The organism is Paenibacillus oryzisoli (genome assembly GCF_001653565.1).
Classification (GTDB): Bacteria; Bacillota; Bacilli; order Paenibacillales; family NBRC-103111; genus Paenibacillus_E; species Paenibacillus_E oryzisoli.
This window is the reverse complement of record NZ_LYPB01000092.1, coordinates 179,856-204,093: the sequence shown is the minus strand read 5'-3', so window position 1 is coordinate 204,093 and position 24,238 is coordinate 179,856. Positions and strand designations below refer to the sequence as shown.

At 44.3% G+C, this 24,238-nt stretch carries 25 protein-coding genes and 1 other RNA gene; 25 read left to right on the top strand and 1 reads right to left on the bottom strand.

The window, feature by feature from the left end; all coding sequences use genetic code 11:
* Positions 1-5: 5 nt before the first annotated feature.
* The 20 genes from floA to rnpB all read left to right on the top strand — a co-directional run bounded on the left by floA (position 6) and on the right by rnpB (position 18,001).
* Complete coding sequence (gene floA, locus A8708_RS32340) at positions 6-995, top strand: flotillin-like protein FloA (RefSeq protein WP_275667947.1); 990 nt, start codon at positions 6-8, stop codon at positions 993-995.
* 18 nt (positions 996-1,013) lie between these two features.
* On the top strand, positions 1,014-1,478 hold the full coding sequence (locus A8708_RS32335) for a hypothetical protein (RefSeq protein WP_068670782.1): 465 nt from the start codon (positions 1,014-1,016) through the stop codon (positions 1,476-1,478).
* Positions 1,479-1,687: 209 nt separating this feature from the next.
* On the top strand, positions 1,688-1,966 hold the full coding sequence (yqfC, locus tag A8708_RS32330; protein WP_056609736.1) for a sporulation protein YqfC: 279 nt from the start codon (positions 1,688-1,690) through the stop codon (positions 1,964-1,966).
* A gap of 37 nt (positions 1,967-2,003) precedes the next feature.
* Positions 2,004-3,197: a sporulation protein YqfD gene (gene yqfD, locus A8708_RS32325; protein ID WP_068670780.1), complete on the top strand. Its 1,194-nt coding sequence runs from the start codon at positions 2,004-2,006 to the stop codon at positions 3,195-3,197.
* Between the two features lie 7 nt (positions 3,198-3,204).
* Positions 3,205-4,170 (top strand): PhoH family protein, encoded by a 966-nt coding sequence (locus tag A8708_RS32320; protein WP_068670778.1) that lies wholly within the window; start codon positions 3,205-3,207, stop codon positions 4,168-4,170.
* A gap of 40 nt (positions 4,171-4,210) precedes the next feature.
* The gene (locus A8708_RS32315) at positions 4,211-6,442 is read left to right on the top strand and encodes an HD family phosphohydrolase (RefSeq protein ID WP_068670776.1); all 2,232 of its coding nucleotides are present in this window, start codon (positions 4,211-4,213) and stop codon (positions 6,440-6,442) included.
* Between the two features lie 18 nt (positions 6,443-6,460).
* Positions 6,461-7,000 (top strand): rRNA maturation RNase YbeY, encoded by a 540-nt coding sequence (ybeY, locus tag A8708_RS32310; RefSeq protein WP_068670774.1) that lies wholly within the window; start codon positions 6,461-6,463, stop codon positions 6,998-7,000.
* Positions 7,000-7,704 (top strand): diacylglycerol kinase, encoded by a 705-nt coding sequence (locus A8708_RS32305; protein WP_068670772.1) that lies wholly within the window; start codon positions 7,000-7,002, stop codon positions 7,702-7,704. The genes ybeY and A8708_RS32305 overlap by 1 nt, the downstream gene beginning before the upstream one ends.
* Positions 7,705-7,740: 36 nt before the next feature.
* Positions 7,741-8,154 (top strand): cytidine deaminase, encoded by a 414-nt coding sequence (gene cdd / locus A8708_RS32300; protein WP_068670770.1) that lies wholly within the window; start codon positions 7,741-7,743, stop codon positions 8,152-8,154.
* 6 nt (positions 8,155-8,160) lie between these two features.
* Entirely contained in the window at positions 8,161-9,060 is a 900-nt protein-coding gene (gene era / locus A8708_RS32295; RefSeq protein WP_068670768.1) for a GTPase Era, read from the top strand.
* A gap of 93 nt (positions 9,061-9,153) precedes the next feature.
* Positions 9,154-9,306, top strand: a complete 153-nt coding sequence (locus A8708_RS35100) for a YqzL family protein (protein WP_082593664.1) — start codon at positions 9,154-9,156, stop codon at positions 9,304-9,306.
* Positions 9,307-9,351: 45 nt separating this feature from the next.
* Entirely contained in the window at positions 9,352-10,101 is a 750-nt protein-coding gene (gene recO, locus A8708_RS32290) for a DNA repair protein RecO (RefSeq protein ID WP_068670766.1), read from the top strand.
* Between the two features lie 177 nt (positions 10,102-10,278).
* On the top strand, positions 10,279-11,091 hold the full coding sequence (locus A8708_RS32285; RefSeq protein ID WP_068670764.1) for a pyruvate, water dikinase regulatory protein: 813 nt from the start codon (positions 10,279-10,281) through the stop codon (positions 11,089-11,091).
* A gap of 91 nt (positions 11,092-11,182) precedes the next feature.
* Positions 11,183-11,647, top strand: coding sequence for a YaiI/YqxD family protein (locus A8708_RS32280; protein WP_082927945.1), 465 nt, complete (start codon positions 11,183-11,185; stop codon positions 11,645-11,647).
* Positions 11,648-11,695: 48 nt separating this feature from the next.
* On the top strand, positions 11,696-13,543 hold the full coding sequence (gene dnaG, locus A8708_RS32275) for a DNA primase (RefSeq protein ID WP_068670762.1): 1,848 nt from the start codon (positions 11,696-11,698) through the stop codon (positions 13,541-13,543).
* 37 nt (positions 13,544-13,580) lie between these two features.
* Positions 13,581-14,696 (top strand): RNA polymerase sigma factor RpoD, encoded by a 1,116-nt coding sequence (rpoD, locus tag A8708_RS32270; RefSeq protein WP_028558036.1) that lies wholly within the window; start codon positions 13,581-13,583, stop codon positions 14,694-14,696.
* A gap of 209 nt (positions 14,697-14,905) precedes the next feature.
* Complete coding sequence (locus A8708_RS32265) at positions 14,906-15,646, top strand: hypothetical protein (protein ID WP_204787684.1); 741 nt, start codon at positions 14,906-14,908, stop codon at positions 15,644-15,646.
* A gap of 3 nt (positions 15,647-15,649) precedes the next feature.
* Positions 15,650-16,414 (top strand): tRNA (adenine(22)-N(1))-methyltransferase, encoded by a 765-nt coding sequence (locus tag A8708_RS32260; RefSeq protein ID WP_068670758.1) that lies wholly within the window; start codon positions 15,650-15,652, stop codon positions 16,412-16,414.
* Entirely contained in the window at positions 16,390-17,499 is a 1,110-nt protein-coding gene (locus A8708_RS32255; RefSeq protein ID WP_068670756.1) for a Nif3-like dinuclear metal center hexameric protein, read from the top strand. The genes A8708_RS32260 and A8708_RS32255 overlap by 25 nt, the downstream gene beginning before the upstream one ends.
* 87 nt (positions 17,500-17,586) lie before the next feature.
* Positions 17,587-18,001, top strand: an RNA gene (gene rnpB / locus A8708_RS32250) — RNase P RNA component class A.
* Between the two features lie 124 nt (positions 18,002-18,125).
* On the opposite strand, the gene A8708_RS32245 is transcribed toward rnpB, so the two are convergent.
* A complete protein-coding gene (locus A8708_RS32245) occupies positions 18,126-20,048 on the bottom strand; it encodes a S8 family peptidase (protein WP_068670754.1) in 1,923 nt (640 codons plus the stop codon).
* A gap of 179 nt (positions 20,049-20,227) precedes the next feature.
* Here A8708_RS32245 and A8708_RS32240 point away from each other — a divergent pair, with 179 nt between their 5' ends.
* The 5 genes from A8708_RS32240 (at position 20,228) to A8708_RS32220 (ending at position 24,226) form a co-directional block, all read left to right on the top strand.
* Positions 20,228-20,728: a YpuI family protein gene (locus A8708_RS32240; protein ID WP_028558040.1), complete on the top strand. Its 501-nt coding sequence runs from the start codon at positions 20,228-20,230 to the stop codon at positions 20,726-20,728.
* Positions 20,729-20,802: 74 nt separating this feature from the next.
* Complete coding sequence (locus tag A8708_RS32235; protein WP_068670752.1) at positions 20,803-21,897, top strand: glycoside hydrolase family 15 protein; 1,095 nt, start codon at positions 20,803-20,805, stop codon at positions 21,895-21,897.
* Between the two features lie 47 nt (positions 21,898-21,944).
* Positions 21,945-22,163: a DUF1540 domain-containing protein gene (locus A8708_RS32230; protein WP_068670751.1), complete on the top strand. Its 219-nt coding sequence runs from the start codon at positions 21,945-21,947 to the stop codon at positions 22,161-22,163.
* A gap of 22 nt (positions 22,164-22,185) precedes the next feature.
* Positions 22,186-22,593, top strand: a complete 408-nt coding sequence (locus A8708_RS32225) for a hypothetical protein (RefSeq protein ID WP_068670750.1) — start codon at positions 22,186-22,188, stop codon at positions 22,591-22,593.
* Between the two features lie 340 nt (positions 22,594-22,933).
* Positions 22,934-24,226: a hemolysin family protein gene (locus A8708_RS32220; protein ID WP_068671056.1), complete on the top strand. Its 1,293-nt coding sequence runs from the start codon at positions 22,934-22,936 to the stop codon at positions 24,224-24,226.
* Positions 24,227-24,238: the final 12 nt, after the last annotated feature.

Here is a 24,238-nt window from a genome sequence, read left to right as displayed (position 1 = left end):
AACAAATGACGATTGAACCAGGTTTATATTTGGTGTTGCTAGCAGCGGTTATTATTATCGTTTTGTCTATTTTACTCAGCGTGGTTCCAGTGATGTTATGGATATCTGCGCTGGCTTCCGGCGTAAGAATTAGCATTATTACTTTAATTGCAATGAGACTGCGTCGGGTAACACCAAGCCGTATTGTAAACCCAATGATTAAAGCTACGAAAGCGGGCATTGATCTTAGCGTGAACCAACTGGAAAGTCACTATCTGGCAGGCGGTAATGTTGATCGAGTTGTGAACGCTTTAATTGCTGCGCATCGTGCCAAAATTCATTTGGAATTTGAACGCGCGGCTGCCATTGATTTGGCAGGTCGTGATGTATTGTTGGCTGTTCAAATGAGCGTAAACCCACGTGTCATCGAAACGCCGAACGTCTCTGCAGTAGCGAAGAATGGTATTGAGGTGAAGGTTATTGCAAGGGTTACGGTTCGTGCAAACATTGATAGACTCGTAGGTGGTGCAGGTGAGGAAACGATTATTGCCCGTGTAGGCGAGGGGATCGTAACGACCGTAGGTTCTAGTGAATCACATAAGGATGTATTAGAAAATCCAGACATGATTTCTCGCACTGTTTTAGGCAAAGGTTTGGATGCGGGTACAGCTTTCGAAATCCTGTCTATTGATATTGCGGATGTCGATGTTGGTAAAAATATCGGAGCACATTTACAAACAGAGCAGGCAGAGGCAGATAAACGGATTGCCCAAGCCAAAGCTGAGGAACGCCGCGCAATGGCTGTGGCAGCTGAACAAGAGATGAAGGCACGGGTAGTTGAAATGCGTGCTAAGGTTGTTGAGTCAGAGTCACAAGTGCCTCTTGCTATGGCTGAAGCTTTGCAAAAAGGGCAATTAGGTGTCATGGATTATATGAATCTCAAAAATATTGAATCCGATACGCAAATGCGTTCCTCTCTAGGTAAAATTAACGATGGAAAAAATGAAAAAGAGTAAGGTGTGTGAGGTGATCAAATGGAACAGCTTATCGCATTCTTATTTAAGAACTGGTATTTGGTCATTATAGCGTTAACCTTCTTCTATCAGCTACAGAGCAGGCGGAAGCGTACTGAGCAGAGTGCGCAAAGGAAAGGTATGCCAACCTTTGGCAACGGCCCAAACGACGCCAGAAGGCCTGTAGAAGCGAAGAACACGCAACCAGGTCATCTAGGTTCATCGAGTCATCAGGAACGTTCACGAGATGAGTTTAAACAGTCTGGGCTTGGCACAACAATGGCAGCAACACAGAAACAGAAGGCTTCACCCTTTACGCCACAAGTGGTCAAAAGTGCAACGGCAGTGAGTTCGCCTATATATGCAGATGAGATCTCAACGGCAAGCCAATTTCCAAATCAACCGAATCGGGATCAAGTTCTTCAAGGCGTTGTTTGGGCAGAGATACTAGGCCCGCCTCGTGCCAAAAAGCCTTACGGTAGATGATAGGATGTAAGTAACGCCCTTTTGCAATTGCAAAAGGGTGTTTTTTTGTCCATTTAAATGAATATGACTGGAAAGCTACATACGTCCAAAGAGGACGGTACCAGTCTTTTAATCAGCATAAAAAGGGCCTCTGCCGCATAATTTGGTAGAAAGTCTATGCGCCTTTTCTGCATTCTCGATCTTCTAGTTAGAGGGGGTACTGCCCAGCTATGCGTCGCTTGACCCGCAAATGGAACCAGTTCACGGCCAAGATCCTTGATCTTCCCCAAGATGTTGTACAGGATTTGCCGCGAATCACGATGATCGGCAACGTACAGCTTTATGTTGAGAACCACCGGGGCGTACTGCATTTTTCCAGTGAGATTCTGAAGCTGGAGTTAGCGAAAGGAACGCTGGAAGTATGCGGCCAACAGTTGGTCATTAGAGCGATTCTTTCGGAAGAGGTATTCATTGAAGGCATTATCGATCATGTGAAATATATGCCTTAATATTGTGGTAGTGCGAATGAGAATTGGAGGCTGAGTCATGAAACAATCCCTATTCATTGCCCGTTTGCGTGGCTATGTACGCATTCAAATTAGAGGCAAGGACTGCGAAAGGTTGATTCGTCCCATGATGGAGGGGGGTTACTCCATATGGGATATTCAAGCTGGCAAGGATGGGAAACTAGAGATTTACATCCTTATCAAGGACTTCTTTCGACTTCGGCCGCTTTTGAAACGGACAGGCTGCAGAGTCCATGTGGTAGGGCGGTTTGGTCTGCCATTTTTTATGGATAGAATTGGACGGAGAAAAGTGCTTTTCGGCGGTATAGCTGCGTTCATTATTAGTCTTTATGTACTCACCTCATTGGTGTGGCAAGTCTCTGTGGACGGCAATGACCGCATTGCCTCGACTGACATATTGCAGGCCGCATCCAAGCAAGGAATACATAAGTTTCAGTGGAAATTTAAGTTGGACAAGACCGAGGAGCTTTCTCGTGCTATTCAACAGCAACTACCGAGTGCGGCATGGGTTGGCGTCGAAATTCGCGGGACACATATCACGATAAAGGTTGTTGAGGCAACTATTCCCGGGAAAGATCCGTTGAAAAATCCGAGAAACATTGTGGCTTCCAAGAGTGCCCTCGTAACGGAAATACAATCGGTCAAAGGTAAGCCGATGGTGAAACCGAATACATATGTTCGCAAAGGGGCTGTATTGATCTCGGGTACGATTGGTGATGAGCAAAATAGTCAAATTGTGGTCGCAGATGGTAAGATAAGAGGAGTGGTCTGGTATACCTCCCGAATCGAAGTTCCCCTTACGAAACAATATAAAGTCTTCACAGGAGAAACCGAACACCGGAGTTACCTTGTAGTCGGATCAAGAGCGTTGCAGCTTACAGGTTATGGGAAGACGGCCTATGAACATTTTGAAACTTTGCCAGATCGCAAAACATTAGCCTGGCGGTCATTTTCAATTCCTATAGGTTGGCTGCATGAGAAAATAATGGAGGTCCATGTCGTAGATGAGCCGGTGGAAGCGGCGAACGCGAAAAAAGTGGGTATCGAACAAGCAAGAATCAAATTATTGGCGTCTGCAGGTGAGGACTCGAGGATCGTCGGAGAAAAAATTTTGCATGAAAAAACAGAGAATGGTAAAATTTATATAGACGTTCATTTCGAGGTCGAAGAAAATATTGCTGAAGAACAACCAATTGTGACACAAGGAGAATGAGGCCCTGTTGATAGAAAATGCGCAATCCATCCAAATTACATTGAAAAACCCAAATGAAGGATTAGCTTTGTTTGGTCCGCAGGATAAATTTTTGCATATCATCGAGCGGGAAATTGAAGCTCAGATCTTTACGCGCGAAGCCGAAATAACCATTCAGGGCAGGGCTGCGGAAGTGAACTCACTTCAGCAGCTTTTTGAAGTTCTACTGCAGTTAATCCGTAATAATTACACGGTAACGGAACGAGATGTGCTGTATGCTGTTGAGCTAGCGAAACAAATGAAAGCTGAACAATTGTTGGACTTATTCAAGGGCGAAATTACATCAACTCACAAAGGCAAGCCAATTCGTGTCAAAACGATTGGACAAAAGAAGTACGTAGATACTATCAAGAAGAAGGATATTGTATTTGGGATAGGTCCGGCTGGTACAGGTAAAACGTATTTAGCTGTCGTTCTTGCTGTGACTCGATTGAAAGAAGGCGCAGTGAAACGCATTGTCCTCACACGTCCAGCAGTCGAAGCAGGGGAAAGCTTAGGGTTTCTGCCTGGGGACTTACAGGAAAAAGTTGACCCTTATTTACGCCCATTGTATGATGCTCTTAATGATGTCCTCGGGCCTGAGCAAGTTGCAAAGTCACTAGAGCGCGGACTCATCGAGATCGCTCCTTTGGCCTATATGAGAGGGCGTACACTAGATGATTCTTTCATCATTCTAGATGAGGCACAGAATACGACGCCAGAGCAAATGAAAATGTTTCTAACGAGGCTTGGCTTTGGTTCCAAGATGGTTATTACAGGCGATGTGACACAGATTGATTTACCTAGAGGAAAATCTTCTGGGTTGGTCGAAGCATCTCGTATTCTTAGCGGTATTGAAGAACTAGGCTTTATTCACTTTGATGAGGGTGACGTTGTACGTCATTCACTTGTTCAGAAGATTATTGTTGCCTATAATGCTGAAATGAATAAATAATCATGCTAGGTTGGATAGATAGAGAGGAATGACCTCCGTAATGAAAAATGAAGTTCAAATGAAAGGCAAATTTCATTATCGGCTGAGCGGATGGAAATACAATACAGGCTTAAGAATAATCTTATTTCTCATCTTGGGATTGATCTTCTACGCCACGTTGTATGCTAAGCTCGTTCCACAAGTATTCGATATTACCTTAGGGATGAAGAGTGAAAAGACGATTTATGCACCTGAGCAGATTGAGAACGCTGTCGCAACAGAGCAAGCCAAAGAAGACGCTGCGAAGCGCGTTCAGCCTGTTTATCGGAACGTTAATCTCAAGAACGAAGTTATTAGTGATGCTATTTTTGATAAATTATCTCAGATTAATGCCGATGAAGAAGTGAAGTTTGATGATAAAGTGAGTATTTACCGTCGCGTGATCCCTCAAATCATAAGCGATCTCACGAACGATACAATTAAAGCATTCCGTAATAGTGGACAGTACAATGACTTGTTATTGGAACAAATTCAGCTCGGGCTTGCAGACCAGAAATATCCACTTCCCGAAGAAGTATATTTTAAACTGCCAAGGTTGACCAAGGAAGATCTTGCGGAGATGCGTCCTGTGACTAGAGATATTCTTACCAAGCTAATGTTGAACGAGCAGATCTTGGATGCGCAGACAGCGCGGGCGAAGGTCGCCGAAGTTGTGAATACTTCTACATTAGCGAAGAACACATCCCGAGAGATGGTAACCGAGATTGCCAGAGCGTTGATTACCCCGAATAAGTTTTTTGATCAAAAGGGTACCGACGATGCCAAAGGACAAGCAAGGGCTAATATGAAGACCGTATATATTAATAAGAATGATGTCCTGGTTAAAGCTGGAGATGTGATTACGGAAGAAATATACACGCGGTTGGAAAAGCTGAAGCTATTGAAAGATAAAGCCAATCATTTGCCTCAGCTTGGGCTTGGCATCCTTTGTGCACTCTTATCATTTGTGATATTTATATTTGTTAGGCAGAGTAATTTACAGGTCAAATACAATAATTCTCAGCTAGTCATGTTAGTTCTCATCTTTGTGATGAATATAGCTGGAATGAAGATCATTTCACTGTTGCAGAATTTTGATTATCCCTTTATCGGCTATTTGGCTCCGACAGCACTCGGCAGTATCTTGATCGCAATTTTACTGGATGCACCGCTTGCTTTTATTTCATCGGTTTTATTCTCTATCATTGCCAGTATCATTTTCAATACAGAGCACGATTCGTTGTTCGATTTTCGGTTTGGTTTAGTTAGCTTAGTTATTTGTTTTAGCGGGGTATTTACGATTCAACGTGCAAGTCAGCGTGCGACGATTTTGAAAGCAGGATTAATGATCGCCTTTTTCTCCATGTTAACGATAACTGCGATGCTGTTGGTTGAAGATCATTTTCAACAAAGAGAAGCATTGATGTCCTTATCTTTCGCTACGGCTGGAGGACTTGTAACCGTTGTGTTCGTCATTGGGCTGCTTCCATTTTTTGAAACATCTTTCGGAATCCTTTCTCCCCTTAAGTTGGTAGAACTCTCGAATCCGAATCATCCACTGCTGCGTAAGCTGCTAACGGAAACACCAGGTACCTATCATCACAGTGTGATGGTAGGTAACCTATCTGAAGCGGCAGCGGAATCCATTGGTGCAGACGGACTTCTGTGTCGCGTCGGATCGTACTACCATGATATTGGCAAAACTAAGCGGCCTAGCTATTTTATTGAGAATCAAACGAATATCGAGAATCCTCATGATCGGATAGATCCGAATCTTAGCAAGTCCATTATTATTGCGCATCCGCGCGATGGTGTCGACATGTTGAAGGATTATAAAATGCCTAAACCGATCCGCGATATCGCAGAACAACATCATGGGACAACGCTCCTGCACTTCTTTTATCATAAAGCGAAGAAGCAAGCGGAAGAAGAGAACAGTGAGAAGGAGATACGTGAAGAAGATTTCCGTTATCCAGGACCTAAAGCACAGTCGAAGGAAGCGGCAATTGTCGGTATTGCTGATAGTGTTGAAGCAGCGGTACGCTCATTGCGCAACCCGACCCTTGAACAAATTGATTCCATGGTAACCAAAATTATTAAATCACGCTTGGACGATGGTCAATTCAACGAATGTGATCTCACATTGAAGGAACTTGATAAGATTGCCAAAACACTGAATGAAACATTGTTAGGCATCTTCCATTCTCGCATTGAATACCCAAGTGAGATAACGGCTAAGAAACCAGGCGCATAAGAAGGAGGGTTTATCCCTATGGCAAGTGTAGATTTGACATTAGCATGGAGCAATGAACAGGAAGAGAAAGAAATATCGGAGGCATTCATTGAGAAGCTCGAGGAGCTTCTCAAGCTTGCGGGAGAGCTAGAAGGCGTTTCTGAGGGTGAAGTTGCCCTCACATTCGTTGATGATGAGACGATTCAAGATCTGAACAAGCAGTATCGTGATTTAGACAAGCCTACAGATGTCCTATCTTTTGCAATGAGTGAATTTGGCGATGATGAAATTCAAATTAACTATGAAGATGATGGTGACGATACTGATGACGGCGAGCTTGAAGAGGGTGAAACCGTATCAGAGGCGTTCATCGAGCCGCTTGGTGATATTATCATCTCAGTCCCACGTGCGATTGCACAAGCAGAAGAATATGGTCATTCTGTTGAGCGTGAGCTGGGCTTCTTATTTGTCCACGGCTTCTTGCATCTAATTGGATATGATCACCAGAGTGAAGAAGAAGAGAAAGTGATGTTCGCTAAACAAGAGGACATTTTACAGAAGGCAGGCTTGACACGCTAATGTCTGGCGGCTTCCGTAAATGGCGTAGAAGCTTTCGGTATGCCTATGAAGGAATTAAATATGCACTAGATACGCAGCGAAATATGAAATTTCATTTTTCCGTTGCGTTTCTTGTGTTATTAGCAGCTCTTTTTGTTCATTTATCCAAAACCGATATTTTGTTTATTTTGTTGGCCGTCACGCTCATGATTGTCACGGAATTAATTAATACGGCTGTCGAGAAAACGGTGGATCTAGCTATGCCTGATCGCCATCCATTAGCCAAAATTGCGAAGGACGTCGCCGCGGCGTCCGTATTAGTGTCTGCTATGTTTGCAATCGTTGTCGGTTTAGTTGTTTTCTACGAGCCCATCGATCAATTATTACGGCATGCCAGACTCGAAGAAACTCCGATGTCGGCGGGAGCGATATGGGTCTTAATTGCCCTTGTCATGCTGACCGTCATCGTTATCGAAACAAGGTTCTCGGACAAAGGGAAGTTAGTTAGACCGAGTTTACTAACGGCGATTGCATTTGCGATTGCAACTGTCATCTTGGTACTAGTTACTGAAACGATTGCCGCGTTACTAGGGTACACCTTGTCTATAATTATCCTTATTGTTTTGTACGATAAGAAAACAAGGCCATTCCCAGCACTCTTTTTGGGAGCATTGATTGGCATTGTCGTGACGCTCCTCGCTTTTTCCTGCTTAAACATGCTATAACTTAACTATTACTAATAAATAAAAGGGTGGATGGCTATGAATCCGCAAGAACTCATTGAATTCGCTAAAGAAGCGATGAAGCGAGCCTATACGCCTTATTCCAACTTTCAAGTCGGTGCCGCGTTACTGGACGCGAATGGAAATGTGCATTTAGGTTGTAATGTCGAGAATGCAGCCTATGGACCGACGAACTGTGCTGAGAGAACTGCGTTATTCCGTGCTATGGCAGATGGGCATCCAAGGGGTTCCTTTCAAGCTATCGCGGTAACTGGAGATACGGAAGGGCCGATTTCACCATGCGGCGTTTGTCGTCAAGTATTAATAGAATTGTGCGAACCTGATATGCCTGTTTATTTAAGCAATCTCAGAGGAGCTTTCGTGCAAACAACAGTGTCTGCTTTATTGCCAGGTGCTTTTACAACGAAAGATTTGCACACAAATGGAGGATAATTAGAAGTGGCCAAAAAAGTATTTAAATCAGGGTTTGTCGCGATTATCGGACGACCGAATGTCGGAAAATCAACACTCATGAATCAAATTATCGGACAGAAGATTGCGATCATGTCGGATAAGCCGCAAACAACTAGAAATAAAATTCATGGAGTGTACACATCGGATAATGGGCAAATTGTATTTCTAGACACGCCAGGTATTCATAAACCTACGTCTAAGTTAGGCGATTACATGAGTAAAGTTGCTCATGGGACACTTGGTGAAGTAGATGCTGTCTTGTTTTTAGTTGACGTTGCTGATGGCATTGGCGGCGGAGACCGTTATATTATTGAACAATTGAAGCATATTGAAACACCTGTTATTCTCGTGCTGAATAAAATTGATCTGGTCCAACCTGAAGCATTGCTAGCGATAATTACCAATTACAAAGACCTGTACAATTTCGCTGAGATCATACCTGTATCGGCGTTGAAAGGCAATAATATAACGACGCTTCTTGAACAAATTATTCGTTATTTGCCGGAAGGACCGCAATATTACCCTGCGGATCAAATTACAGATCATCCGGAACAATTCGTTTGTGCGGAGCTTGTACGCGAGAAAATTCTGCACATGACTCGGGAAGAGATTCCACATTCTATTGCCGTTCAGATTGAGGATATGCGCGTTGAACCGAACGGGATCGTTCATATCTCCGCGGTCATTTTCGTAGAGCGCGAGTCGCAAAAAGGAATCGTCATCGGCAAACAAGGTGCGTTGCTGAAGGAAATCGGTCGTCAAGCCCGCCGTGATATTGAAACACTGCTAGGTTCCAAAACTTTCTTAGAATTATGGGTGAAAGTGAAGAAAGATTGGAGAAATCAAGATAGAGTTCTTCGTGATCTTGGTTTCCGTCACGAGTAATTTTTTTCCTAAGAGTACCAGTTTTTACATCGCATACTGAAGCGGTCAATGCACATCCTATGAACATCACGTTCGATGGGGAGGATGCTGAACATGAAAGATTTTTCGTGGACGTATTTTTCAAAGACCGGTGATGTGGACGCCTATCTGCTGTACAAACAAGTTACGGGAGAACCCGGCATGGATTCGGAAGTGCAAGAAGAGGATCAAAGTAACGAAGAACCGCTCGATGGTCTGAATATGTGAGGGGAGAACTCATGTATTCAGAGCGGCCTTCATGGGGGAAGCTATTTGCTGCATAGCGTTCAAGGTATTGTCATTCGTAGTATGGACTACGGAGAGGGTAACAAAATTATTCGTTTATTCACCCCCGAGCTGGGGAAAGTTGGAGTCATGGCTCGTGGTGCGAAGAAACTGAAAAGCAAACATGGCGCCGTTACGCAGCTGTTCACGTACGGCGATTTTGTTTTTTTCAAACAACGAGGTCAGATGGGTTCTCTCAACGGAGCCGAAATTATTGAGGCTCACCACGCGTTGCGTGAAGACTTACACAAATCGGCATATGCTTCGTATTTGGCAGAGATGACGGATCGTATGCTTGGCGATGAAGAAGGAAACAACTACATATTTGAACAACTCAAGGCTGGTTTAATGGCCATCGAAGAGAATAAAGATATGGAAATTGTTACCCATTTCTATGAAATGAAAATGTTTGATTTGGCAGGTTATTTACCAATAACAGATGCTTGTGTTGCTTGCGGTGAAACAACTGGCATCACGGCTTTCGGTCCCAACATGGGCGGTACATTATGTAGTCGTTGTCGATTTAAAGATCCCTCTGCGATTGTCATTGGTGAAGGTGCCCAGAAGCTGCTTAGACTTTTTCCTAAAATGGACATGCGCAGATTGGGCACTGTTCAAGTGAAAGCGGAAACGAAAACACAGCTTAAACGATGCATGCGTGCCTACATGGATGTTCATATCGGTGTACAGTGGAAATCGAGAGGTTTCATTGAACAAATGGAGAAGTACAATATTTAAGAGGCTAGGGATTGAATTGACAGGTGTTTCTCCCTTTGATATGATGTGGTGGAAAACACCTCGCCCTTGTGCTGTCCGCATATCGGTGAGGTTTTTCTCATGTTGTCGTTCAGTTCAGGTGTACTTTACATACAAATGCTAGAGTAGGGTCTGTCCCTGCAGAAAGGGGGTAGGAATATGGAACATCCACAACCTACTCGTGTTTACGTTGTTTCGGATTCTGTCGGTGAAACAGGCGAATCTGTCGTTCGGGCAGCTGCAATGCAATTTCATCCCGTGCCGGTTGAAATCGTACGTGCGCCATTCATTCATGACTTCGAAGGAATCGATAAAGTAATGAATGGGATACGTACACATGGAGGAATCGTTGTTTTTACACTGGTTATTCCCGAACTGCGGGATGATTTGATAGCAAAAGCGAAACAATACGATATCCCCTATATCGATTTGCTGGGGCCTGTTGTGACAACGCTTGGGAAAGCATTGCGGCAAGAACCGCGTAGACAACCCGGGATGATTCATCCGTTGGATGAAGACTATTTTAAGAAAGTAGAAGCTGTTGAATTTGCTGTAAAATACGATGATGGTCGGGATTTTAGCGGCATTCAGAAAGCAGATATCATTCTACTGGGTGTGTCGCGTACATCCAAAACGCCGTTATCTATGTATTTGGCGCACAAACGACTGAAAGTTGCGAATGTGCCACTAGTACCGGAAATGCAGCCGCCAGCTGCCATTTATACCGTGCCAAGAGATAAGATCATTGGCCTGCGGATTGATCCTGATAAATTAAATGTAATTCGGCAAGAACGACTCCGTACACTTGGACTTGCAGAAAATGCAACCTATGCGAATGTAGAACGTATTAAAATAGAACTGGATTTTGCTGATAAAATTATGAGTAAAATCGGTTGTGTCATCTTTGATGTATCGAATCGTGCTGTTGAAGAAACAGCCAGTTTAATTATGGATCACATTGAACATATCTAGTAAGCTTTTATGTTCTGGCTTGCAGGATTTTTTGTAAGTCCATCGTATATAATAGTACGGTGAGATTTCTTCAGAAGGCAGGGGCTAACACTTGAGTGCAAGAAGTATTATTGTTGATGCCGATGCTTGTCCTGTAAAGTCGGAAATCGCACAGGCAGGTAGACAGTTTGGCGTACAAGTTGTCCTAGTTGCTTCATTCGATCATAAGATGAAGGAAAATCCAGGTGTGAAGGTAGTTCAAGTAGATCGTTCCGATCAGTCTGTCGATTTATATATTGCCAATCAGATTCGGTCAGGAGATATTCTGGTAACACAAGACTTTGGACTTGCCGCATTAGGACTCGCGAAAGGTTCCATTTGTTTGACGAATCGGGGGCAGGAATATACCGATAGTTCGATTGATTATCTGTTGGAACGCCGCCATGCTTCCGCCAAAATGCGAAGAAATGGTAAGCATACGAAAGGGCCAAAACCCTTTACAGAGACGGATCGTAAAAATTTTCTACATGGTTTGACAAATCTTTTGAAAAATTTGCAGGAAATCGAAAATGAATAGCGAATAGTAATTAGTCGGAAAAGCGACCTGAATTGTAGGTGGATTGAAATGAGGTACGGACGCATACCTGAAGAGGTTATTGAGGCTGTACTGAAGCGCCATGATATCGTAGACGTCATCGGCAGACATGTACATTTAAGTAAACAAGGGCATTATATGAAGGGACTATGTCCTTTCCACTCAGAGAAAAGTCCTTCTTTCACGGTTACACCGGAGAAACAGATCTATCGTTGCTTTGGTTGCCAGGCTGGCGGAAACTTAATTCGCTTCATCATGGAAATCGAGGGATTAAGCTTCGCAGAAGCCATCACCAAGCTTGCAGAAGACGCAGATATCCCGATAACATGGGAAGAAGTATCCGACGAGCAGAATGAGCAGCAGCAAGAAAAAGCTACCCTTTTGAAGGCCTATGAGTTTGCAGCGAAGTTCTATCATTATGTTGTGGGTAATACAGATCAAGGTAAAGCGGCTAAAGGCTATCTAACCTCTAGAGGAATATCCGATAAGCTGATTGATACGTTTCAGATTGGTTACGCACCTTTAATGTGGGACACGCTCGTTCAACAATTGGACAAACGGGGATTTGATTTAGCTCTTATGGAAAAAGGCGGTTTGATTTCCGCGAAACATGAAGGTCATGGCTACGTGGATAAATTCCGTGAACGTATCATGTTCCCTATTTGTGACTCTACGGGGAAGGTTATTGCCTTTGCTGGCAGAGCCATGGGGGATGCGCAACCCAAGTACTTAAATAGTCCCGAATCCATCCTTTTCAATAAAAGTCGAACTTTGTACAATCTGCACTTATCTAGGCCGAATATGCGCAAGCTTCAGCAAGCCGTTATTTTCGAAGGATATGTGGATTTGATCAAAGCTTGGGAAGCGGGCATTACGAATGGTGTTGCGACGATGGGCACGGCATTAACTAAAGAGCATGCAGCTTTATTGAACCGCAACGCGGATGAGATCGTCATTTGCTATGATGGTGATAGTGCAGGACAAACTGCTGCTTTCAAAAGTATTCCTTTATTGGAAGACACCGGAAGCCGAGTCACAGTCGCGATGCTGCCTGATGGCAAAGATCCAGATGATTATGTTAGACAATATGGGTTTGACCGATTCGCAAGGGAGATCATTGGAGCTTCCGTGCCATCGATGAAATATAAGCTATTATATATCCGCAAAAATTTTAAATTGCATGAGGACGGTGAACGATTACGTTATCTGCAATCCGCTGTGAAGTTAATTAGTCAGTTGCAATCTCCAATGGAACGCGAACATTATCTCAAACAGTTAGCTTCAGAGTTTCCGGATTCTTCCTATGAAGCGATGAAGTTAGATCTCCATGAAATCTTATTGCAATCGGAAAAAAACCGACCAGATGGGGATAATAAACCAATTCTGTGGAATAATGTTATGAATAATGGGAGACCAGCGGAACGAACAAAGAAAAAAACGCCCTCGTTACTACCCGCATATCATAATGCAGAGCGTTTGATTTTAGCCGTAATGATGCACGATCGTGAAGTATGTGCTCATGTTGAAGCGCAATTGGGTGATCAGTTTAATGTTGAAGCTCACGCAGTCTTAGCTGCTTATTTATATGCTTACTACGCTCAGTATTTGGAGCCCGATGCAAGCCGATACATTGCCATGCTGCAAGATGAACAGCTGGAGAGCTTGGCTAGTTCCATCGTTATGATGGGAGCCGGTCATGGACTAAACGAACAAGTGATTGACGACTATATTCGCCAAATTCGCAAAGTTCCAATGCAAGAAGAAGTTGAACGTAAGAAAGAAGAACAGGCTCGCGCAGTACGCGAGGGAGACCATCTTAGAGCTGCACAAATTGCAATTGAAATTATTGCCCTAGAAAAACAGTTGAAGTCATCATAATTTGACTGACATGACTAGGGAGGAGGGAGTCCGTACCATGGCGAATGATCAGCGTACAGAATTAGAGACAGAATTGACCCTGGACCAGGTGAAAGACCAACTTATAGAGCAGGGGAAGAAACGGTCTTCACTAACTTACAAGGATATCATGGAGAAATTAGCTCCCTTCGATCAGGATCCTGAACAAATCGATGAGTTCTTTGAACAGCTCTCCGAGCAAGGTATTGATGTGGGGAATGAATCAGATGAAGATTCGATGAATCCGGAAGAAAACGAGCGCGATGAATTTAACTTCGATGATGATCTGGCTTTGCCGCCAGGGATTAAAATTAATGATCCAGTTCGGATGTACTTGAAAGAAATTGGTCGCGTGCCGCTTCTTTCCGCGGAAGACGAAGTGGGCTTGGCTAAGCGTATTGAAAACGGGGACGAGGAAGCGAAGCGTCGTTTAGCAGAAGCTAACTTACGTCTCGTTGTAAGTATTGCCAAACGTTATGTAGGTCGCGGCATGCTGTTCCTTGATTTGATTCAAGAAGGTAATATGGGGCTTATTAAGGCTGTGGAGAAGTTCGACCATACCAAAGGGTACAAATTCAGTACCTATGCAACTTGGTGGATTCGTCAAGCGATCACTCGCGCGATTGCCGATCAAGCGAGAACGATTCGGATTCCGGTACATATGGTTGAAACGATTAACAAATTGATTCGTGTTTCTCGTCAATTGCTGCAAGAATTGGGGCGCGAACCTACGCCAGAAGAAATTGCAAAAGAGATGGATTTGAGCACGGATAAAGTGCGTGAAATCATGAAAATCGCTCAAGAGCCAGTTTCTTTAGAAACACCGATCGGTGAAGAAGATGATTCACACTTAGGGGATTTTATCGAGGACCAAGAGGCGCTCGCACCAGCGGATGCTGCTGCTTACGAGCTTCTAAAAGAACAGCTTGAAGATGTATTGGATACGTTAACTGAAAGAGAAGAGAATGTGCTTCGCTTGCGTTTCGGACTTGATGATGGGCGAACAAGAACATTAGAAGAAGTCGGTAAAGTATTCGGTGTTACAAGGGAACGGATTCGTCAGATCGAAGCAAAAGCGTTACGTAAATTAAGACATCCGAGCCGTAGCAAACGCTTGAAGGACTTTTTGGAATAAAATCGCTAGGAGTGGGCCCTGCCAAATTCGGCGGGGTCTTTTTTTGTGGTTTGCCACAAAATTCACTAAAATCTGAGCATTGAATCACCGATAAAGTAGCTAGGAAGGTGAGCGAATAGATGGATGCTGAGAGAAGAAAAGTGATAGTAAGAGAAATCGATCATTGGCGCCGGAGCAAATTGCTACCCGAGCATTATTGCGATTTTCTAATGAATTTGTATGTGGATGATATGACCCCTAAACCGGCTTCACTTATGGGAGTTTCGGCTACGGCTGTAACAAACAGTAATTGGAAAATATGGTTATTCGCATTAGTGGCTATTGCCGCTCTTGCCTTATCTGCTCTTAATTTTAACTCTTTTGGATTGCCATTGCAAATTGGTATTTCCACACTTTTTGTCTTCATTTGTTATGCATTTGCTTATAGGTATAGGAGTCGTACGCCTGTTATTTCTTATGTCTTGTGCGGCATAGCATCTGTTGCTATGTTACTTTTGGGATTACATATTATGGATTTATCGGACGTTCATAAATCTACAACGTATATCGGATATTTGGCATTTTGCAGTTGTATATGGTTGTTTAATGGTTTAGTCGGTCGCATGGCGATTTTCCAGATTTGTGGATGGCTAGGTCTTATAGGGACGTATAGCTGGTTATTGATTCAAAAGTTAGAGAATCCTTCTTGGTTTTCACTTGAAGCCAGCTGGATTCCTGTGAGTGTTGTTCTCATATGGATGGCTTGGCTTGCACATCACACGAATAAACAAGCGGCTAGCGTGCTCATGCTAGTAGGAGGATTGGTTTGGTTCCTCCCTGAGGCAATGACCTTCGTCGTGGATACAGACATGAGCTCGCGTCTCATTCAATTATCATTTACGGCCAAATTAGTTTCAGTAGGCGTAGCATTATTTTTGCTGCGAAAAAAATGGGTAGAGTGGGTAATGTAGCATATGGTTAAATTATCGAAAAGACTTCAAATGATTGCTGATCGTGTACCAGTGGGCTCGAAAGTAGCCGATATCGGTTCGGATCACGCTTTATTGCCAACCTATTTGGCACAGCAAGGAATTATTGTAGCTGCGGTAGCTGGGGAAGTAAACCCGGGGCCGTTCGAAGCGGCACAAAGACAGGTACTCGAAAGTGGTTTATCTAAGGTCATTCAAGTAAGATCTGGAGATGGGCTTGCCGTAATTGAGGCAGGCGAAGTCAATGTTATCACTATCGCTGGCATGGGCGGAAGCTTAATGGCGAGTATTCTAGAGGAAGGCAAATCGAAACTTGCTGGCGTTCAGCATTTGATTTTACAGCCGAATGTCGGTGAAGATCATGTGCGACGTTGGTTGCTCTCCAATGGTTGGAAGCTAGAGTCAGAATCTATTCTCGAAGAAGATGGCAAGATCTATGAGATCTTAACGGCGGCGACCGTTGGTACAGAGGAGCGCGAAGCTTTAGAAGCGCTCTATGACGAGCGTCTTCTTCCTGATGGAGTTACTGTGTCGAAGGAACGTTTGCAACAAATGGGCCCCTATCTGATGAATGAGGCACCAGAAGTCTGGTTTACAAAGTGGGAGAGTGAGCTGAAGAAGCTAGCCATGATTGTTGACCAGCTTAAGCTATCTACAGCGGAAGCATCTATTGCGAAAGCGGAGCAAGTAAGCCGAGAAATGCAAGAAATAAAGGAGGTACTGGCGTGTTTGCAAAAGGTCAAACCGTAATCCAGTTTTTTGAACAGCTGGCTCCTAAGCATTACGCGATGGCAGATGATAAAATCGGCCTGCAGCTTGGTTCCCTTCAGAAAGAGATCACGAAAGTGCTCGTTGCACTTGATGTCACCGATGCGGTTGTTGATGAAGCCATTGAAGTTGGCGCGAATTTAATTATTGCGCATCATGCGATTATTTTTAGACCGTTGGCACATCTTCAGACCGAGACACCTGCTGGCCGTTTGTATGAGAAATTAATCAAAAATGATATCGCTGTATATATTGCTCACACAAACCTAGATGTAGCTGAAGGTGGGGTTAATGATCTGCTGTCGGAGCAACTAGGTTTAACTGACATGACACACTTGGAAGACGTACATACAGAGAAGCTTCAGAAGCTCGTTGTCTTCGTACCGGAGACGCATCATCAAGTCGTGCTGGATGCCCTGTTTAAGGCGGGGGCTGGCGGGATTGGCCAGTACAGCTCCTGCTCCTTCAATATCCCCGGGACGGGCACGTTCCTACCGCAGGAAGGAGCGACTCCGTTTATCGGGGAAGTTGGGAAGCTGGAACGCGTACAAGAGGTACGCGTGGAGACGATCGTAACCGCTAGCGTACAGCGCAAAGCGGTTACGGCCATGTTGAAGGCCCACCCTTACGAGGAGGTGGCCTATGACCTCTACCCGATGGACCTCAAGGGTAGAGTGTTCGGTTTGGGCCGCGTGGGCAGGCTGCCCGCGGCAATGACGCTTCGCGAGCTCGGCGAGCACGCGAAGGTGGTGTTCGACGTGCCGACGGTTCGCGTCGTCGGCGATCTATCACGGCCCATCCGCAAGGTGGCAGTGCTGGGAGGCTCTGGCGGCCGCTACATGCGGCACGCCATGTTTGCCGGCGCCGATGTGCTGGTCACCGGCGACATCGACTACCACACCGCGCACGATGCGCTTGCGGCGGGTTTAGCCCTACTCGACGTTGGACATAACGTCGAGAAGATCATGAAGCGCGGCGTTGCGGATTATCTCGCCGCGCAGTTGGCTAAGACAGATACACAGGTGCTCGCATCCGCAATCATTACCGAACCTTTCCAATTCATTTAGGCAGCGCTTCACCTGCTTCTGGAAAGAAAGGAAACGACCTTGTGTTGTAATTCGTTGGCATTCCTAGTATACTAGCCTATGCAATGGAAAGTTTGACAGACAATCGCTGGCTATGGGTAAGCCATAGCGAGAGGAAAGTCCGGGCTTCATAAGGCAGGGTGCTGGATAACGTCCAGTCAACGCGAGTTGAAGGATAGGGCCACAGAAATGGACCGCCGATGGCTTGAAATATAGCACAGGCAAGGGTGGAACCGTGGTGTAAGAGACCACGAGGTTCTATGGTGACATAGATCCTGGTAAACCCCACTTGGAGCAAGACCTAATGGAACGCTAGCTGCTTTCGAGGCAGCAGTCTTCGCCTGAGACGCGTTCGGGTTGGTCGCTTGAGCTGTGCAGCAATGTACAGCCTAGATAGATGATTGTCGCTTCAATAGTGGCAGGGGAGCAGACGCCCGTTATGACCACTGGAAGTACAGAACCCGGCTTACGGCAAACTTTCCACTCAGTCGGTTACCCGCAAGGCTTTGGCTTTGCGGGTATTTTATTACAAAATCAATAAAACCTTCAATCCCGCCCAAAATAGGGGATTGAAGGTTTTTAACTGTGCATGGAAGGTGGTGAGTGTTCTATTTCTCAAACCCCAAGCTGCCCGCATACTTCTTCGGTACGAAATGTAATTGGCGCGCCAAATCCTGCGGCCAGTAGGACAATGGGGCGGCCGTATTCTGCTTCGCCATCTCGAGTGCTTTGACGACATCGATTACGCCGTATCCAAAGTATTTGTCATGGCCTTTATCACCCAAATCCTGAGCGGACTGCCTCATAATTTCATAAACGTCCGTATTTTTCAAATCGGGATTAGCCGATCGAATTAAGGCAGCGAGTGCTGTCACATGGGGACTAGCCATGGATGTACCTGATAAGGCTGCATATTGATTGTTGGGATACGTACTGGCAATGGTGACGCCAGGGGCGGTTACATCGATATAATCGCCGTAATTGGAGAATGGTGCTTTCTCATTCTGTGAATCGATTGCGGCAACCGCAAAAACCTCGGAGTAAGCCGCGGGGTAACCAGGCTGTTCGGTATTGTCATTTCCGCTAGCCGCAATGAGGGCAACGTCTTTATCATAGGCGTATCGAATAGCATCGTGAAGAAATCCGGAGTCCGCATAATTGCCGAGACTGAGATTCATGACCTTTGCGCCATGATCTGTTGCCCAAATGATTCCTTGAGCTACTGAATACGTACTTCCTGCACCTGTCTGATCTAAAACTTTAACGGGCAGCACTTTATTAAACCAAGTCATCCCTGCAACACCTAATTGATTGTTGACGAGAGCAGAGATGACGCCTGTAACATGTGTACCATGACCAACATCATCTTGAGGATTGTCACTTCCACTAATGACATTGTAACCCGGCAACAACTGTCCTTGGAGGTCTGGGTGTGCCAAGTCTACACCCGTATCAACAACGGCGACAATGACATTGTTCGCACCACGATTAATCTGCCAACCTTGCAATGTTTCAATCAAAGGCAGATTCCATTGATACTTTTGATATAAATTATCATTGGGCATGAAGTTGGATGAGACTGGTGTTTGATTGCTGTCTGAATGGGTGCTGGATGGGTTGGAATCCCTTCGTTCTTGATCATCATAGTAGTCATTGGTCATATAAAGAAAGTGTGGTTCAACATACACGACGTCCCATTTGCCAAAATAGGCGATTAATGATTTAGCATCTCTATCATTCGTTCGAAATACGTACGTATAACCTAGTTTTTGTGCAGAAGTTGCATGAATCTCGCTTTTAATTTGATTGAGCTGAGCCTCTGTCGGATCTGTTTTGAAACGGACAACGACTTCATTCTGTTGATAGTGGCTGGTTCCTTGGTTATCTTCAGGATGATCGACAATTTTGTCTTGGAGCGTATTTGTTTCAACGGCTTTTACTTTCCAACGATTGTCATTGGGATAAGGTTCTAGTCTTAAATTTTTCATTTGATGATCGGTCACTTGTGCTAGTACATCTTGATGAATGACCCCAACAAGCGAATCTTCACCATGGGATGAAGGGGTTCCTTGGACGAAATAAACGTGATGTCCAGCACCAAACTTAGGCGACTGGTAATGTTTCCCTTCATCTACGGCTGTTTTTGCTTCTTTTAGATAGGCTGTGGACTGGTCATTATAAGAAGCGGGTAGATCGCCAGATTTGATGCCCTGCTCCCAGGATTGGCCGCGTTTGGACCAGACAAGTACATCCATTTTTTCATGATGGCTTCGCATGTTTTTCAGAACATTGGTTACAGGCTCACCGCCTTCAATCCGACTGAGCATGGTTGCGTAATCAATCGCGCATTGACTTCTGCACAGTTCATCTGTTAGCTTCACATCTTGTTCGAGCAGTGCAAGCTTGGACGTTGTTTCATACTTGGCGCTATAAACCTCAGGACCAGGCTTAGAGCGTTGTTGATGCTGACCAGGAAAGAGGACAACCCCCAATCCTAGAACAACCGCGACGGTAGAGAGATAACGCCACATGATCATGCCCTCCTTGTTGTTTGTAGAAAAGCCAGCGCATAAGTGATAAACATATTTATCTTATAGTAGGGTTAGGCGAGCGGTAATCTTTTATGCATGGTAACTGGTGTTTTACATATACCACTTCGGGATAAATTATGGTAGGATAGAAGTAGCGCAATTATAGGAGGTCTTCTAACATGGCTGTTTTTAATGTAAAAAATGTTTGTGATTCCACGCGTACGAAACTTAAAGAAACGACTGCCAAAATGGAACTGTTTCTTAATCAACATTCGCTCTCACTGTTAAATGTGGAAAATGATCCAGCAATGGATGAATTTTACCGCGGATATTTGCAGGACACTCGTCATCTTTTAGTTTTCTGTGAAGTGGCTTATGAGAAATTGGGCGTAAGTTTGAGACGTCCTACTTTTAATGTTGATTTTTCGGAAAAAGTGCTCTATGAGGTATACCATACATGTGTTAATACCTTTTTCTATCCTAAGAACGAGTGCTACTCTGAGGATGGTCGTTACGCTTACACTGGACAAGATGCGATTCGTTTCCGTAAGAAGCCATCACGTGAAGTGCGTGATCTAACGATCGAATTGTCCAAAGTATTCGAAGAGCTTCGTGAAGATCTTGCTTACTATGAAACAGATTACATCACACAACGCCGTATGCAAGGCGAAAAAGTTTAGTCAACCACAAATTAACCTACAAAGGGATGCGGATAACCACGCATCCCTTTTCATTTAAAAGGGAGGAATTCAGTATGGAGCTAGAACAATTAGTCAGCATTAGCAAGGACATCATTAAGTTGAATCAACATCCTAGCGGTGGTTATGTAGCTTCTCCTCTTTTTTCAACCTATTCCTATAGTTGGCTGCGGGATGGCACGTTCATAGCGAATGCAATGGACCGTGTAGGAGAAACGAAAAGTGCGGAGCAATTCTATCGCTGGGTACATCGAGTCCTGAAAGACAAACGACCGCGGCTAACGGAGCTTATGCGCAAACACGAGAATAGAGAATGGATTGATCGTTCTGAGTTCTTGGGAACCAGATATCACTTGGATGGACGAGATGATCATTCGGAGTGGGGTCACTTTCAATTAGACGGTTATGGGGCTTGGATTTGGGGACTTGTCGAACATATTCGCATAACGGGTCATATGACGCTTCTGGAAGAGTTCAGGGAAAGTATTGAGATAACCATAGATTATGTTATGACTTTCTGGCACTATCCGAATTTTGATTGCTGGGAGGAATATCCCGATTATGTCCATCCTGCAACATTGGCTTGTTTATTTGGAGGACTGAAGGCACTAGGTGAGCTGGAGGGACGTCCAGCCTTGATCGAGAAAGCTGACCTCATTCGTCAATTCATACATACCCATGCCGTTCACGAAGGACGTTTCGTAAAATCTATTCATTGTGTGAATGAAGTCTGGCAACCTGCACTGCACGGTGTTGATGCAAGCCTCATGTGGCTCGCCCTGCCATTTGGTGTTTGTGAACCAAGTGATCCTATCATGCTAAAAACGATTCATGCCATTGAAGGGGATCTTAAACATGAAGGCATTCAGCGGTATATCGAAGACAGCTATTACGGCGGCGGTGAATGGCTGCTCTTAACGGCATGGTATGGTTGGATCCAGCTGGAGCTAGGTAATAAACAAGAAGCAGAGCGTTGTTTGTCTTGGATAGCAAGCAAATCTGATTCGCTTGGACGATTACCTGAGCAAGTGGATGATCATCTCCGTGAACCCCGTGTATACGGGGAATGGATTGAGAAACACGGTGGACCTGCGCTTCCACTTATATGGTCGCATGCGATGTTCTTGGTCTTATCTGACAGACTTAAGTAAGCATAGATCACTCCTGAGGCGGGCAAATTGTTAAGGGGGTGATAATGATGCCAGCAGTCAAATGTGCAGTAGCGAATTGCGAATACTGGACACAAGGAAACAACTGTCATGCGGATACGATTATGATTGAAATCGATGGGCACGCGAATGCAAGCTACAATGAAGAATTTGCTTCTGAGGAATCGTTTGATACTACTCATCATGATACTGCAACTAAAGCGGCTAATACGTGTTGCCACACGTTTAAAGCTGCAACCAAACATTAGGTATGCGTAACACGGAGGTAGCATGAATAAAGAGGACAGTTCTTTAGACAATGCCACCAAGGAGCGATTCCAGAAGAGTCAGCTTCATCTCGAAAGCGGACTTCATGCTGGGGAAGAATATGCAGCTGAGATTGCTGTACCTCAGTCCAGAATAAGCCGAGATTATAAGTCTAGTTCGTCTTCGACTGTCTCTGATGAGGAAGTCGCTGAGCTCGTAGAAGCTGTAACTCGCAACAAAGCAGTAGGTTATGTGGCACTGTTTGTTGCTCTGGCCTCCTTATTTGTATGGCCAGTATTGCTTGGAATTTCAGGCATTATTCTCGGAGTTATTGCATTTGTAATGGGGAATAAGAGCTTGGGTTCTTGGTCTGTTGTACTTGGTTTAATTGCTGTTGCCGCCTATTTCTTATTAATTCCATATTATTCCTAACAAGGAAAGCAAGCCGAGAAATTCGGCTTGCTTTTATTTTATTTCTGAAAAAAAGGTGAAAATCAGCTTTAGAAAGCCATTTTTCCCTTGTAAAAGCGCAAGAAGGGCTCATTTTAATGTGTTTACGCCCATTTGCTCGTACTATTTGGCTTGAAGTGTCATATTCGCACCTTTGAATGATTACAGTATTATTATATAATGAGTATTGATATTTCATCATTTTAAAATCGAAAATTAAGGGAGGTGTACCTACTCTCCTGGGTGCAGTTATTGCGCTTGTAAGGGGATAGGTAAGGTATTGGAAGATCCTTTGCCCGAAACGTTAATCAGTTTTCTGTTAATGTTTGGACTAGTGTTGTTAAACGGTTTTTTTGTCGCAGCAGAATTTGCAATGGTGAAAGTGCGTGGAAGTCGAATTGAATCGCTTGTCGGTGAAGGCCGGCGGAATGCCAAGTTTGCTCAAGGAATTATGAATAACCTGGATGCTTACCTCGGGGCATGTCAATTAGGAATTACGCTCACTTCATTAGGACTTGGTTATGTTGGTGAACCGACGTTTGCCAAAATTCTGGAGCCATTATTTGCGCCACTGGGATTACCGGACACCGTTTTTCACACGATTACTTTTATTATTGCTTTTTCATTAATGACTACACTTCACATCACATTAGGTGAACAATTTCCTAAAACGTATGCGATTCGTAAAGCCGAACAAATTACGTTGCTATCTGCAGGACCAATGGTATTATTCTACAAAATGATGTACCCGTTTATTTGGATTTTGAATGGCATTTCGAATTGGATGCTGCGCCGTGCCGGGATCGAGCCCGCAACGGAACATGAATCTGCGCACACGGAGGACGAAATTCGAGTCCTGATGCAAGAAAGCCACAAAAACGGACTAATAGATAACACAGAGCTCACGCTTGTTGATAATATATTCGGATTTGCTGAGACGACAGCACGCGAGATTATGATTCCTCGAACAGAAATGGAATGCTTGTATGCAGGACTTTCTTATGCCGAGAACTTAGCTATCGCGATCAAAGAGATGCGAACGCGTTACCCTGTTTGTGATCCAGATAAGGATAACATTATCGGATTCGTTCACATTAAGGATTTGCTGAAGCCAGATGCCAACTTGAAAGGCATTAAGAAAATCATTAGACCGATTACTACGGTACCGGATTCCATTCATATCAGTGATCTGCTTAAAATGATGCAGAAACGCAAGAGCCAAATGGCTTTGCTCATTGATGAATACGGGGGCACGTCAGGTCTAGTCACACTTGAAGACATTATGGAAGAGATTGTTGGTGAAATCCAAGACGAGTTCGACGAGGAGCGACCAACGATTGAAATGAAAGATGAGCATACATTCTCTATCGATGGATTGTTGTTAATTGATGAGGTCAATGAATATTTCGGACTTGAAATCGAGTCGGATGACTATGATACCATTGGTGGGTGGATTTATTCCCAAACAGAGATTCCCCCTAGTCGTAATCAACAGGTAAGTTATAACGATGAGTTTATGTTCATCGTGGAAGAAACCGACCATTTGCGCATATCACGTGTCACAGTGAGAAGATCATTGAATGAGAATGAAATGCTGCATCAGAATATTTCTTGAAAGGCAAGAGGG